We start from the raw sequence: 12,989 nt of genomic DNA, 5'->3' as shown, positions 1-12,989 counted from the left end.
GGGGCACGCTGATCCGGCCACGTCATCGGGGCCACCTCCGTGGAAGGCGACCCTACGAACCTAATCCGGGGTTGAATGCCGTACTAGTCCTCGACGTCTCTTATTTACCGACGTCTGGGGGACTGATGGCCTCTAGTGCACGCGGAGCAGAACCGGCCAGGTCTTCGGCCCGACGATCCCGTCGTCGGAGACGCCGCCCCACCGCTGCACGGCCCTGACGGCCGACTCGGTGGTGTCGTCGAACTTCCCGGTCATGCTCACCTCGGGGTGGCTGCGCGCGAGCAGCAGCCCCTGCAGGCTCTCCACGTGCTCCCCGTGGTCGCCCTTGCTCAGCTGCGGCAGCTTCTTCACCATGTCCTCCGTCCAGTTGCCCCCGCCGTAGGCGGGCCGTCCGTAACCGGCGATGACGCCGGAGTCCCTGACGCGGCGCCTCACCGAGTCGCTCGTGTTGCCCTCGATCGTCTGCAGGCGCCCGCCGCCGAGGACCTTCTCGACGACGCCGACGTGGTCGATCGCGCCGATGCTGTTGGTGGCGCCCCAGTCGAAGAACACGATGTCGCCGGGCTTCGCCTGGTTGACGCTCGCGGTCGTCCCGCTGTGCCAGCGTCCGGCCTTCTGGAAGTCCTGCGCGTGCCACACGGTGTAGGCGCGGTCCCCGCCCGGCAGGACGGCGCTCGCGTTCCCGCTGTGGCGCGCCCAGTAGGTGATGGCCATGTCGCACCAGGACGCCCGGAGGAACTCGTTCCCATGCCTGGCCGCGTACTCCCGCGTGATCGTGTTCGGGCGGCCCGACATCCCGAGCGACTTGCGGGCCGCGGCGATCATCCCGGCGGCGCTCATGCAGTACCGCCCAGGTCCGCACCGTCCTGGCCTGTGCCGTCCTGGCCTGTGCCGTCCTGGCCTGTGCCGTCCTGGCCTGTGCCTGCTGCGCCTGTGCCTGCCGAGTCTGCGCCGTCCACGCCGGCCAGGCCCTCCCCGCGGAAGATCCCTTCGGCGTCGGGCTCGCCGTACAGCTCCCGGAGGATCTGCTCCTCGTCGGGTTCGGTGGCCCGGTGGACGTCGGGGTTCACGTCCACCTCGTCCATGTGGGTCGCTTCCGCGGTGTCTGTTCTGGTCTGGGGGGTCACGTTGCTTCTCCGCAGCGTTGGACTGTCCGATCGGCCAGGAGCCTCCGTTCTGTGGGCGGCTCCTGGCCGACCGTAATAGGAACATCCACACTTTCTCCGGTTTTTACCTAAAAACACGCATTAGCTAGCTTTCCACCCCCCACCAGCCAAGACGCCGGCCCCACCCCAACCCGCCCACCCAGCCACCCCCAGGCCGGCCTCCCCCAAGCCGGGGGAGGGCGGGCCGCCCTTCCGGGCGCCGCTTGGGAACGTTCCATTTTCGAGACGGGGGAAGTGGGCCGGCGGGCACGGGCGAATGGCTCGACAGGGCGGGGCAGAGGGGCTTGATCAGGGGATATTTGGCGTTTCCGGGGTACGAGCCGCCTATGTTCTTCTTTTCCTCTTCCCGGCTGGGATGCCTGGGGTCGTTGCTCGTGACCCTGGTACTCACCTGGGCCGTGTACGTGTTCCTCAGCCGCTGAGCCCGCGGCGCGGACGGGGGTTCGCGGAAGGGGCGAGGGCTCGCGGAAGGACGGACAGGCACTCGGCGGGCGATTCCGGCCGACTGTGCGTGATCAGCTTGACAAGGTTCGGTTACCGAGTGTCTCCTTGTGTGCGTGACGAAGCGCGCGCAGACAGACAGCCCCGTGGCCCTCGGCCGCGTGGCCAGCGCGCTGTGTCCTTCGTGTTGTCGCTGACCCGGTTCCGGGCGATCGGCGCTCCTGCCGACGGTCCCCGTTCCCGCTGACGATCCGTCTCCGGCCGACACACCTGCACGAAGGACTCTTCCCGTGGACCTTTCCGTGGTTCCCGATCTCACCATGCGCGGCCAGGACGATCCGCACGCCCGCGTGATCGCCCTCCGTCCCGCGACCGTCGGACAGCTCGCCGCCCGCGTCCGCGCACTCGCCGGACGTCCGGGCGAGTGGTGGCGGCTCGTCCGGTTCGACCCCGACGCACCCGTGCACGTCCCGCTGGACGGCGAGATCTGGCTGACCACCTGGCCGCCCGGCCATGGCAGGACGATCCGGGCCCAGGCCAGCACCCTGATCGCGGGCGAGCTGGCGGAGGTGATGATCACCGCGCGCGGCGTCACCGAACGCCCGCTGCGGGCCAACCGGGTCCGGGTGCACGGCGGTGCGCACGGTGTCCCCGGCGGTGTCCCCGGCAGTGTCCCCGGCGGTGTCCCTGGCGGCGAGGAGCCCTATGAGGGGTCGCCTGCGCTGACGAATCCGGGGCCGGCGTTCGCGGTCAGCTTGCACGCCGCTGCAGCACGTCCTTCGGGCCTCCCGCCCAGGTGATGACGAGTTTCCCCGAGCGCAGGACGGCCCGTCCGTCGATCCGGTCGTGCGAGCCGTTCGCGCAGCTCAGCTTGATCCGGCCCGTCGCGTCGACGGTGCCGGTGCAGAAACCCGGCGAGTTGAGGGCGGCGGCGCCCCGGAACAAGAAGAGGGCCACGCGCTGGGAGCCTGAGCCCGCCGTCCAGGTGCCGTCCAGCGCCGACTTCTTCTCCACTCCGGGCCGCACCCCGTTCAGCAGCGGCGGCGTCGGACGCGCCGTGGGGGACGCCGAGGGGCGGGAGGAGGCGGGCTCTCCGGAGTCGCTGCAGCCGGCCAGCGAGGCGGCGAGAAGGGCGGTGAGCAGCGCGCTGGGGAGCAGCCTCCGCGCGGGCACGGCCGGCCGCATGGGTCCTCCAGAAGATGAAGACGCGCGGCGGGCCCCGGGGGATTAGGCCCGCCGCGCGTGAACCGGGGGTCGGCGCGGGACGGCCGGGCCGTCCCGCGGAAAATCCACACCAATAGAAACCCGTAGGTTTTTCACGTCAAGATGCTCGGCGACGTCCGGCCGAATCCGGTCAGAAGGTCAACCCGTGGAGGCGCGAAGGGGTCCCAGCCGCCGGGACGGGACCGCGAGCCGGTCGTGGCAGGTCAGCCAGGGGCGTCGGCCAGGTAAGGGGAGGCGGCCTCGCGGCCGACGAGGGGAAGCAGCGCGAAGTAGGTGAGGGACGGCAGCAGCGACGGCAGTTCCTCCGCCTCGCCCGTCTCCATCTGGACGTGGATCGCGCTGTAGATGCCGCCCACGATCGCGTCCACGACCGGGATCGGGACTGGCGGCAGGGACGGGTCGGTGAAGAAGACGCGGAACCGGGTGAGGTTGTCGATGCGCGCCTGCCTGACCTGCGGGCCCGCCGCGTTCACCTCCACCAGCGACGCCCGCGCGAACCGGGGCTCCCGGGCGAGGGCGGCGAGCAGCGTGCGGAGCCCGGCGTGGATCCCGTCCGGCCAGGTCGGGGCTGCCTCGTAGGCCTCCGTCATGCGGCGGAGCAGGATGTCCATGCCGCGCTGGTAGGCGGCGAGGAAGCACGCGTCGAGGTCGGAGAAGTGCGCGTAGAACGTCTTCTTCGTGACGCCCGCGCCCTCGGTGACCCGGCTGATCGTCGTGTGCGCGTAGCCTCGCTCCGAGACGACGTGGACGAACGCGTCGATCAGCCGCTCACGCTGGATCCCCGCGACGGTCTCGGGGGAGAGGCCGTGCCGGCCCGGCTTGATGGCGCGTCCCGGGTCCAGCGCGGACCGGGAGCCGGGCAGCATGTCCGCGCAACCCGCCTCCGGTGTGCCGGCCTTCCCCGCCATCGACCCTCGCTTCGTCACCTGCCGTCGGGATCACACTACTCGGCGTTCCCGGCGCGAGGGGAAGCCCCGGGCCCTGCGGCACGGGTCACAGTCCCACGTCAGCGCAGGTGCCGGCGACGCGAGCGGGTCAGCACCCGGACCGTTCCGACGAGCCCGAGCCCGATCAGCACGACCGGGATCATGGCCGTCAGCGGCAGGACGTCCCCGTCCGTCAGCCCGTCCGCGAGGAACAGCCCCGCCAGGGAGAGGAAGAACAGCCCCGTCACGGGCCCTGCCGGATCGAACCGGAACCGCTTCTGACCGGTCATCTTTCCGCCCGCCCCCGTCCCGCTGGATTCTCTATCCCTGAACGCTGTGTCTCTGAACGCTGTGTCTCTGAACGCTGTGTCTCTGAACCCGGAGGCCCCGAGCTCTGTGTCTCTGAGCTCTGTGTCTCTGAGCTCTGTGTCGATGGAGTGAATGTCGTCGACATGGGTGGCGCCGGGATCGTCGCCGGCGGCTCGCCGCTGCTCAGACACGGTGCACGTCCACGTCCCCGAGCTTCCCGCGGATCCGCAGGACGATCACCGGCGGGTTCGCGGTGGACGCGCCCTCCGGTTCCAGGGTCTGCACGACCTTGGCGGCGGGCCCGCTCGTCGTCCGGTGGTCGACCCGCACGTCGCCGAGCCCGATCCGCGCGTCCACCAGCACGCGGGCGGTGGGCGGCACCGTGACCTCCAGCCCGCCGACTCCGACCTCGGCGTCGATCGTGACCCGCTGGCCGGCCGCGACCGGCAGGGCGGAGAGGTCCAAGTCGCCCTGCCCGATGCCCACCTTGTACAGGCGGCCGATCTGCGAGGTGTCGGTGGGACGCCAGTTGACCTCCCCGTACTCGGCGTTGCGCGGGACGTCGCCCGCGACCGAGGTGGTCAGCATGGCGAGGGTCAGCACGGTCCCGGCCGCCGCGAGGCCGCGGGTGCGGAACCAGCCGCCGACGACCAGGCCGAGCCCGATGACGGCGAGCGCGGGCGCCATGACGATCAGCCAGGAGTCCGGCGCCGGGTAGGACCGGGCCACAGGGATCATCGCCGCGCCGGCGGCCATGGCGGCGAGCAGCGTGATCGCCGCCACCGGCGACGTCCCGCCTCCGCAGCCGTGCTGAGCGGGCGCCTTGGTCGCGGAGGCGGGCGCGGTGCCGAAGGGTGCGGTGCCGAAGGGCGCGGTGGCCGCGGGCGTCTCCGCCCACGCGGCCGAGTACGCGGCGAGGTCGATCATGCCGTCGGGCAGGCCGCTCGCCCCGGGCCCGGAAGGCCCGTGCCCGCCGAGAGGCCCGTCCTTGCTGAGGGAGACGCCGCCGACGGTGGCGGGCTCCGACCGGGTCCACCCTGCGGAGGGCTCCGGCGGATACCCCGTGATCCGTTCTGGGGTGGTGCGCGCCACGGCCACGAGGTCTACGCCCCGCGAGTGCGCGACCAGCAGCACCAGCCCGAACACCACGAGGAACGCGATCGCGTCGGTGAGGACCCCGCCGAACAGGCTGAACGTGACGCCGACGCACAGCAGCGCGCCGAGGATCGTGAGGACGGCCTGCCCGTCGAACCACCGCTTGAGCATCTGCTCGGCGATCGACGACTCGTCCGGGCTCGCCGGCATCAGCAGCGCCGCCGCGATGTAGAGGAAGACCCCTTGCCCGTGCGCGAGGACGAGGATCGCGAACCCGACGCGGAACACGACCGGGTCGATGCCGGTGTAGCGGCCGAGCCCCGTGCACACACCGGCCAGCACCTTCCGCTCGGCGTCGCGCGCAAGCCGCCGGTAACCGTCTGCGGCCTGCTTCCCAACGCTCTGCTTCCCAACGCTCTGCTTCCCGAGGCCCTGCTCCCCGAGGCCCTGCTCCCCGTCGCGCGTCTCACCGCGGCCCTCGATGGGCCGCCCGCCGTGTCCAACGCCGTCCTCAACGCCGTTGCCTGTGCCGTCGTGAATGCCCACGCCGTCGTGAACGCCCTGGCCCACGCCGTGCCCGCTCTCGCTCGCGTCGCCGCCAGGCCCGCGCAGGTCCTCTTTCCGACCCTGTTCCTCGCCCATGCCAGCCATGGTCGCGCGCCACCGGCGACGGACGGTATCGGGGACGCCCCTGACTCTCCCCCGAGATTGGAACCAGGGTCAGGGCGGGCTCAGGGTTCGTGCGCCCTTTCGGCGCCGCCACCGACAGTTCACTGTGGCGGGCGGTCGAGCGGGCTGGACTCGGTCAGGCAGACTCGGGCGGGATCGGAAACCCGTACCGCTGAGAGATCTCACGCAGCGCCCGAATGCAAGCAGACTGCACGGGCGCATAGCCTGCGTACTGGAGCTTCACACTGGCGAACGGCTTGTCTGCGCAGGTCCCGCGCTTTTCGGTCTGGCCGTGCCAACCGCACTCGCCACGCCGTCCGGCCGTGTCGCTCCCGTGGTTGGCCGGGTCGAACGGCTTGACCCAGATCACGTGCCCGTCGCTCGCCATGGCCGCATGCTACGAACCGGCATACGTGACGCGCTGGCTGTCGGCCGGCACCGGACAGCCGCGCGGCCGACAGGACGGCCATTCGCAAGATCGCGGCAAGCGCCGGCCAGGTGCGGCGGGCACTCGTGCGAGACGGTGGTCGAGCAGCTCGCCGGGCCTGCGGTCAGGCGAACCGCGCAACACCGGCCCAGACCCGACGGTGAGGGCGCCGGCGCTGGTCCCATTTGGATCAATGCCCGGTTTCGACCCTGAGGCGGGACCAGGGCTGGTCCCTGATGCGGATTATGTCCGGGCGTGTGACCATCGATGACGTGGGAGAATCTTGGGAAGGGCGGCGGTGAAGCAGGAGACGGCGGAACGGCCGGCGGCGCCACCGGGACCGGTGGACGCGGCGCCTGCCACGCCCGCCCGGCTGGAGCGGGCGGCCGAAGGGCGGCTCATCGCCGGAGTGAGCCGGGGCCTGGCCTCGCATCTCGGCGTGGACGTGTTCCTCATCCGCGGCGCGTTCGTGCTGCTCACGGTCGCGAGCGGGCTCGGCCTCGCCGCCTACGCCGCGTTCTGGATCCTCGTGCCCGCCCAGGAGAAGGCCCCGGCCGAGGCCGGGCGGCGGCGCGGACGTGACTGGGGCCAGCTGCTCGCCTACGCGGCCGTCGCGATGGGGCTCGCCGCGCTGCCGTGGGGAGCGGCGGGGGTCGTCCGGTGGGCGCTGTGGCCGTTCATCGTCGGCGGCGTCGGCGCCGCGATCCTCTGGCAGCAGGCCGATCGCGACCAGCGGCAGCGCTGGACGCTGCCGCTGCGCCAGCGGTGGCTGCGCAGCCTGCTCGGACTGCTCCTCGTCGTCGGCGGCATCGGCGGGTTCGTGGCGCAGAAGGTGGAGGCCGACCAGGCGCGGTCCGTCCTCATCGCCACGCTGATCATCCTCACCGGGGTCGCGGTGATCGTGACGCCGTGGGTGGTGCGGCTCTGGCAGGACCTCGACGCGGAGCGGCACGAGCGCATCCGGTCGCAGGAGCGCGCCGAGCTCGCCGCCCACATCCACGACTCCGTGCTGCACACGCTGACGCTCATCCAGCGGAACGCGCACGACACCCGCGAGGTCCAGCGGCTCGCCCGCTCCCAGGAGCGGACGCTGCGGACATGGCTCTACCAGCCGCGCGCCGACCCCGACCGGACGTTCGCCGCCGCGATCAGGGAGACGGCGGGCGAGGTCGAGGACGACCACGGCGTGCCGATCGAGGTCGTCTGCGTGGGCGACACCGCGCTGGACGAGCGGCTCGGCGCCGCGCTGCAGGCCGCGCGGGAGGCGATGGTGAACGCCGCCAAGTACGCGGAGGCGCCGTCGGTGTCGGTGTACGCGGAGGTGGAGGGCGACGAGATCGCCGTCTTCGTCCGCGACCGGGGCAAGGGATTCGATCTCGACCAGGTCCCGGCGGACCGGATGGGTGTGCGGGGGTCCATCATCGGACGTATGGAGCGCAACGGCGGGAAGGCCACCGTCCGCACCGCGCCGGGCGAGGGCACCGAAGTGCGCCTGGAGATCAAGAAGTCATGAGCGCGGCCGCCGGGGCGTCCTCCCGGGGCGCGCGGCATGAGCGGCGGCCGACCGGGGACGCCGGTGGCCGCCGCCCACGGAGGAGCGGGACATGAGTGAGGCGTTGAAGAGGGTCGTGCTGGTCGACGACCACCAGATGTTCCGGACCGGTGTGAAGGCCGAGCTGGGCGGCGGCGTCGAGATCGTCGGCGAGGCGGGCGACGTCGACGAGGCGGTCGCGGTGATCCGCGGGACGCAGCCGGACGTGGTGCTGCTGGACGTCCACCTGCCCGGCGGCGGGGGCATCGAGGTGCTGCGGCGGCTGCACGGCGCCGTCACGTCCAAGTTCCTCGCGCTGTCGGTGTCGGACGCGGCGGAGGACGTGATCGGCGTCGTCCGGGGCGGGGCCCGCGGCTACGTCACCAAGACGATCTCCGGCCCCGAGCTGACGGACGCGATCGGCCGGGTCGCCGAGGGGGACGCGGTGTTCTCGCCGCGGCTGGCCGGGTTCGTCCTGGACGCGTTCGCCGCCACGGACGCCCCGGCCGTCGACCCGGAACTGGACCAGATCACCCAGCGGGAGCGGGACGTGCTCCGGCTGATCGCGCGCGGGTACGCCTACAAGGAGATCGCCAAGGAGCTGTTCATCTCGGTGAAGACGGTGGAGACGCACGTCAGCAGCGTCCTGCGGAAACTCCAGCTCTCGAACCGGCACGAGCTGTCGCGCTGGGCCGCCGCCCGCCGCCTCGTCTAGGCGGGCGTATGAGGCTCATGTGTTTGCCCGGACGGGCCCGGAGGTAAACGTTTTCTCTGCGGTTGTGAGCGAATCGTAATTCCCGATTCCCGTACATCATGATCACGAACACCGTCCGGTATGGGACAGTCGCTCTTCATGACATACCCTCCCTCCGGGCCCCCGCAGCCGGGCCCCCAGGCGCCCTACCCGCCTCCTCCGCCGATGCCGGGCGATCACGGTCCCGGGTCGCCCTACGGCTCGAACACCGAGAAGACCAACGGCCTGGCGATCGCCGCGCTCGTGACCGGCCTCATCCCGTGCGTCAGCCTCGTCGGCCTCGTCCTCGGGATCATCTCCCTCAGCCAGATATCGAAGAAGGGCGGCAAGGGCCGCGGGCTCGCGATCGCCGGGATCGCGCTGGCCTGCCTGTGGATCGTGCTCAGCATCGTGGCGTTCGCGCTGCGCGGCGGCGGCTCGTCCGACGACGGGGCCGCTCCCAAGCCGACCGCGACCAAACCCAAGGAGGTCGACGCCCAGAAGATGAAGCTCGGCGACTGCATCAACGACAACTCGGGCGCCACAACCAGCACGGCGACCGAGGCCCCCGTCGAGGTCGAGAGCGTCAAGATCGTCCCCTGTGCCGGCCCGCACGACGGCGAGGTGACGGCCGTCTTCAAGCTGAAGGGCTTCGTCATGCCGCCCGAGGCGCGGCTCCAGCAGCTAGCCTCGACCGGATGCAAGCTCCGCACGCAGGCGCGGATCAACCGCGACCCGGCCGCACGGGGCATCGCGAGCTCCTACTACTACCCCACGGCCGACTCGTGGAAGTCCGGTGACCGCACCGTCACCTGCGTCGCCGTGGCCGCCACCGACGGCAAGAAGCTCACCCGACCCCTGCACCGCTGACGACCCCGGCGCTCGCTGGGCGGCCGGCCCGCCGCCCGGTCCCGCCAGCGCCAGGCTCTGCCTGAGCCCAGTCTGGCTCCCGCTCTCCGGCTCTCCCGCTCCCGCGAGCCTGACACTCCTCCGACCGACGGTCCCCCACGCGCCACGGTTCTTGCGCGAGAAACGCCTCCACCGCCGCCGTAGCCCCGTCCAGCAGGACCTGCTCGGCGACGCTCCTCCGAGCCCGACTTCCGAGTCCCTGCTCAGCGTCCGGTCTGCGCCCAATGCCCCGTCCGTGTCCAACGTTCGGTATGTGCCCAGCGTCCGATGGTGCTCACTGATGCGACGCACGCATGGCGTCAACGACCATCTCGGCGATGTGCTCCACCGTCGACACTCCCGCTCCCATCGTCGGACTGTCGCCGCTGCACACCGCGATGAGGAAGTCGTGGTCATGCCCGGTGATGCGGCCGATGCTGTTGATCGCCCAGCCGTGCCCCTGGTGGCGGACCGGCGTCCAACCGTTCTTCAGCGCCACCTTCTCGCCCGGACGCGCAGCCGCGCTGATGCCCCACGCCTGCTCGTCCAGCACGGAACCCATCAAGCCGAGGACGTACCGGCGGGCGCGCGGTTCCAACGGACTCGCGTCCGATGCCAGGTTCGTAAGCAGACGCACCTGATCGGCCGGGCTGGTCAGGGACGAACCCCACGAGGTGTGAAACGGCTTCGTGTGCCTCAGTCCGAAGGCCTTGTTCGTGTCCGCGACGCCAGGAGCGTCCCCCGCTGCGGAGTACAGGGCGTTCGCCGCCGAGTTATCGCTTTGCCGGATCATCGTCCCGGCCAAGGCCCGTTCACCGCCGGTCAGCCCTCGGCCGTCGCGCTGCCGCTGCAGCAGGAGGCTGGACAGGATGTCCACCTTCATGATGCTGGCGCTGACGAACCGGCCCTTCTCGTTCTCGCCGAACGACATGCCCGTCCGCAGATCCGTCACCATCACCCCCGCCTTGCCTGGACGTTTCTGGATATAGGTGTCTACGGCCCGGCGCAGTGTCACGGAGTCGAACGGGCGCGCGGCGAGCTGGACTGCGTTCACCTCCCGCCCACCCGCCGAAGGCTCGCCGGCCTCAACGACACCGCCGCTTGCGTGCCGCGTCCCGTCCGCCGTGATCCAGTAGGCGGTCGAACCCGCCCCGATACCCGCCGCGAGAGCGAGCACAATGAGATAACGCCGCATCGATTCCCCCGAATGTCGTGCGACCCAGAACTGACGTAAACCGTGAACTTGGAGTGCGCCTCGAACAGGCGTGCCTGCCCGACCCGCGCGCCCGGTCCGACATGCGCGGCTGAACCGGACATAGGCCCTGACCTGGCGCGCCCGCCCCCGCCGTGCGCGCAGACCTGCCGCGCGTACGCGAACCAGCGCACGTACCTGATCCGGCGCTCCTGCCAAGCAGGACGTGCGTGCCGGACCTGGCGCGCGGACCTGCCGCGCGTCTGCGAACCAGCGCACATGCCCGCTCCGGCGCGTCGTGCCAGGCAGGACGTGCGTGCTGGTCCTGTCCCTGCGCGCGGCCCAGGACCTGGCGTGGCTACCGGCCCCCGCACGCGCCCGATCAGGCGATCCGTGCCAGACAGGACGTGCGTGCCGGATCTGGCATGCGTGCTGGATCTGCCGTGCGTGCAGAATCCGGGCGCTTACTTACTGCTGGCCCGCGGCCTGATCCGGTGCATGCGCCTGGACGGCGAAGTGCCCGGATCGGCGCGCTTATCTGCTCCGACCTATGTGTGGGCCCGACGAAGGTGCGCGCCTGGCTCGGCGTGAGTGCTTGGCTCGGCGCGCGCCCGGATCGGGACGCGTACCCCTGCTGGCACACCTGCCTGAACCGGTGCGTGGACCTGGCGGACGCGCGCGCCCGGTTCGGCAGCGCGACCCCACCGAGTCCGCGCGTGTCTCGGCTGGCGCGCGTGCCCGTCTGGCCCTGGTACACGCGACCAGCCGAGTCCCGCATGTCTCGCCCGTTGCACGCGCTGCTCCAAACCGCGCCTGCTCCCACACCACGCGTGCCTGGACGGCACGCGCCTCACGTAACGCGCATGCCTGGACGGCATGCGTGCTTGGCGCGACGTGGGTGCCTGGACCGGTGCGTGTCCCGATCCGGCACGCGTTCCTGGCTTGGCGTGCGGGCCGATTCAGCGCGCGTGCCAAGCGGTCGGCGTACCTGGTCCGAGCTGGGCGTGCCTTGGGGCGGCAAGCATGCTTGGCAGCCTGCGTGCCCGGACCGGTGTGTGTCCGATCCGCTCGCATGCCTGACCTGGTGCGCGTGCCATTCCGGTCCGCGTGCCTCGGCCAGAGCGGGCCTGGTCCGACCTGTGCGCCTGGGTGGCGTACGTGCCTGACGTGGTGCGCAGGGTGATCCGGTGTGTATGCCTGAGCTGGCGGCACCTGGCCCGGCTCAGCGCGCGTGCCTGACCGAGCGCGTGCCCGACTGGTGTTCGTGCCCGACTGGTGTTCGTGCCGACCGGTGTGCGTGCCCCGTCGGGCCTGTGCGCCTGGGTGGCGTGCGCGCCTGACCTGGTACACGTGTCAAATCCGCGTGCGCGTCTGACCTGACGACTTGGGTCCGGCTCAGCACGGTGGCCCGTCCGGTGCGCGGCCCTTCTGGTGCGCTCCCCGCCCGATGTGCGTGCCTGTCCGGTGCGCGGTTCCGCCGGTCTGCGTGCCTCGGCCGACGTGCGCGCCTGGGTGGCGTGCGTGCCCCACCTGGTGCGCGTCCTGACCCGGCATGCATGCCTGGCTTGGCCTGCATGCTGACCCGGTGCGCGCACTCAGTCCGGCCCGCGTGGCTGGTCCGACCTCCGCGCCTGGATGGGCGGGCGTGCCTGGCCTTGCGTCCGGCTCCTCGATCCGTACGTGCGTTCGGATCGGGGTGCGTCTGGTCTGGCGTGCGTGGCGCATGGGCTTGCGTGCCTGGGTTGGTACGCGGCCCGAGGCGGCGTGCGTGCCCTGAGCGGCGTGCGCGCTCGGTCTGGCTTGCGTGTCCGGACTGGAGGCGTGCCAGACCTCAAGCGGTGTGCGTGCCTGAAGCGAGCGGGACGACCTTGGCCGTCGTGACCGCCTTGACCGGTGTGCGCGGCTGCCTGCGGGCGGGCCTTAGAGGGCGCCCGGAAGGCGGGCCGGGCAGCCCGGCTCGCAGCGCTCGGAATGGCGTGCCACCCGGCGCGCGTACGTGCCGAGGCGGCGGCGCAGGACGGCGGTCGTGAACGGCCCGGTGCCCGGGAACCCGTCCACCTCGCCGCGCCAGCGGATCAGCGTGCCCGCGAAGTGCGGCTCCAGCGTGATGTCCGCGCGGAGGCGCCGTTCCGGGTGTCCGGCCAGCGCGAGGTACCCGTAGTGCCGCGGTGGATCCCACGCCACTACCTCCTCGCGCCAGGACCGGACGTAACGGACGGCCCCGAGCCCGTTCGGGTGCTCATCGCCGGCGGACTCCCGCCGCACCCTGGTCCAGAAACCGCCCCACTCGTCCCAGGCCTCCGGTACGCACAGGTGCTTGAAGATCACCTCAGGCGCGGCGGCGGATGTGGCGGTGGCCTCGATCTCACGCGGCATGACGACCCCCCG

Annotated in this window: 13 protein-coding genes; 4 read left to right on the top strand and 9 right to left on the bottom strand. The window is 71.6% G+C overall.

Translation table 11 applies throughout. The features are described 5' to 3' along the window. Positions 1–132: 132 nt before the first annotated feature. Positions 133–840 carry a CHAP domain-containing protein gene (locus ABWI07_RS39445; RefSeq protein ID WP_149258988.1) on the bottom strand — a complete coding sequence of 236 codons (708 nt, stop codon included), beginning with the start codon at positions 838–840 and terminating at the stop codon, positions 133–135. Next, on the bottom strand, positions 837–1,127 hold the full coding sequence (locus tag ABWI07_RS39440) for a hypothetical protein (RefSeq protein WP_353821646.1): 291 nt from the start codon (positions 1,125–1,127) through the stop codon (positions 837–839). The genes ABWI07_RS39445 and ABWI07_RS39440 overlap by 4 nt, the downstream gene beginning before the upstream one ends. Before the next feature lie 770 nt (positions 1,128–1,897). Here ABWI07_RS39440 and ABWI07_RS39435 point away from each other — a divergent pair. Beyond that, the gene (locus ABWI07_RS39435; protein WP_353821645.1) at positions 1,898–2,407 is read left to right on the top strand and encodes a cupin domain-containing protein; all 510 of its coding nucleotides are present in this window, start codon (positions 1,898–1,900) and stop codon (positions 2,405–2,407) included. Here ABWI07_RS39435 and ABWI07_RS39430 read toward each other — a convergent pair. From ABWI07_RS39430 to ABWI07_RS39410, 5 genes are all read right to left on the bottom strand, one after another. Next, positions 2,358–2,792 (bottom strand): hypothetical protein, encoded by a 435-nt coding sequence (locus ABWI07_RS39430; RefSeq protein ID WP_149258991.1) that lies wholly within the window; start codon positions 2,790–2,792, stop codon positions 2,358–2,360. The two genes, ABWI07_RS39435 and ABWI07_RS39430, sit on opposite strands and share 50 nt — an antisense overlap. Before the next feature lie 242 nt (positions 2,793–3,034). Next, positions 3,035–3,757, bottom strand: a complete 723-nt coding sequence (locus ABWI07_RS39425) for a TetR/AcrR family transcriptional regulator (protein ID WP_149258992.1) — start codon at positions 3,755–3,757, stop codon at positions 3,035–3,037. An 80-nt stretch (positions 3,758–3,837) separates the two neighbouring features. Further along, on the bottom strand, positions 3,838–4,047 hold the full coding sequence (locus ABWI07_RS39420; RefSeq protein WP_149258993.1) for a hypothetical protein: 210 nt from the start codon (positions 4,045–4,047) through the stop codon (positions 3,838–3,840). 202 nt (positions 4,048–4,249) lie between these two features. Beyond that, on the bottom strand, positions 4,250–5,803 hold the full coding sequence (locus ABWI07_RS39415) for a PspC domain-containing protein (RefSeq protein WP_353821644.1): 1,554 nt from the start codon (positions 5,801–5,803) through the stop codon (positions 4,250–4,252). A 163-nt stretch (positions 5,804–5,966) separates the two neighbouring features. Continuing rightward, entirely contained in the window at positions 5,967–6,218 is a 252-nt protein-coding gene (locus ABWI07_RS39410; RefSeq protein ID WP_149258995.1) for a hypothetical protein, read from the bottom strand. A gap of 382 nt (positions 6,219–6,600) precedes the next feature. Between ABWI07_RS39410 and ABWI07_RS39405 the strand changes: the two genes are divergently transcribed. The 3 genes from ABWI07_RS39405 (at position 6,601) to ABWI07_RS39395 (ending at position 9,391) form a co-directional block, all read left to right on the top strand. After that, positions 6,601–7,770 (top strand): ATP-binding protein, encoded by a 1,170-nt coding sequence (locus tag ABWI07_RS39405; RefSeq protein WP_235036801.1) that lies wholly within the window; start codon positions 6,601–6,603, stop codon positions 7,768–7,770. A gap of 91 nt (positions 7,771–7,861) precedes the next feature. Beyond that, positions 7,862–8,503: a LuxR C-terminal-related transcriptional regulator gene (locus tag ABWI07_RS39400; protein ID WP_149258996.1), complete on the top strand. Its 642-nt coding sequence runs from the start codon at positions 7,862–7,864 to the stop codon at positions 8,501–8,503. Positions 8,504–8,641: 138 nt separating this feature from the next. Next, complete coding sequence (locus ABWI07_RS39395; protein WP_160160886.1) at positions 8,642–9,391, top strand: DUF4190 domain-containing protein; 750 nt, start codon at positions 8,642–8,644, stop codon at positions 9,389–9,391. Between the two features lie 313 nt (positions 9,392–9,704). Here the strand turns inward: ABWI07_RS39395 and ABWI07_RS39390 are convergent, their stop codons facing one another. Beyond that, positions 9,705–10,604 (bottom strand): serine hydrolase, encoded by a 900-nt coding sequence (locus ABWI07_RS39390; protein WP_353821643.1) that lies wholly within the window; start codon positions 10,602–10,604, stop codon positions 9,705–9,707. Between the two features lie 1,917 nt (positions 10,605–12,521). After that, positions 12,522–12,977 (bottom strand): SRPBCC family protein, encoded by a 456-nt coding sequence (locus tag ABWI07_RS39385; protein WP_149258999.1) that lies wholly within the window; start codon positions 12,975–12,977, stop codon positions 12,522–12,524. Positions 12,978–12,989: the final 12 nt, after the last annotated feature.

It is taken from the genome of Actinomadura sp. NPDC000600 (assembly GCF_040492135.1).
Classification (GTDB): domain Bacteria; phylum Actinomycetota; class Actinomycetes; order Streptosporangiales; family Streptosporangiaceae; genus Spirillospora.
The sequence above is the reverse complement of the archived record's forward strand: the minus strand, read 5'-3'. Positions and strand labels throughout refer to the sequence as shown.

Coding starts and splice junctions, on each gene's coding strand:
- ABWI07_RS39400 (WP_149258996.1), top strand. CDS start 7,862: ATGAGTGAGGCGTTGAAGAGGGTCGTGCTGGTCGACGACCACCAGATG.
- ABWI07_RS39445 (WP_149258988.1), bottom strand. CDS start 840: ATGAGCGCCGCCGGGATGATCGCCGCGGCCCGCAAGTCGCTCGGGATG.
- ABWI07_RS39410 (WP_149258995.1), bottom strand. CDS start 6,218: ATGGCGAGCGACGGGCACGTGATCTGGGTCAAGCCGTTCGACCCGGCC.
- ABWI07_RS39415 (WP_353821644.1), bottom strand. CDS start 5,803: ATGGGCGAGGAACAGGGTCGGAAAGAGGACCTGCGCGGGCCTGGCGGC.
- ABWI07_RS39430 (WP_149258991.1), bottom strand. CDS start 2,792: ATGCGGCCGGCCGTGCCCGCGCGGAGGCTGCTCCCCAGCGCGCTGCTC.
- ABWI07_RS39385 (WP_149258999.1), bottom strand. CDS start 12,977: ATGCCGCGTGAGATCGAGGCCACCGCCACATCCGCCGCCGCGCCTGAG.
- ABWI07_RS39390 (WP_353821643.1), bottom strand. CDS start 10,604: ATGCGGCGTTATCTCATTGTGCTCGCTCTCGCGGCGGGTATCGGGGCG.
- ABWI07_RS39395 (WP_160160886.1), top strand. CDS start 8,642: ATGACATACCCTCCCTCCGGGCCCCCGCAGCCGGGCCCCCAGGCGCCC.
- ABWI07_RS39420 (WP_149258993.1), bottom strand. CDS start 4,047: ATGACCGGTCAGAAGCGGTTCCGGTTCGATCCGGCAGGGCCCGTGACG.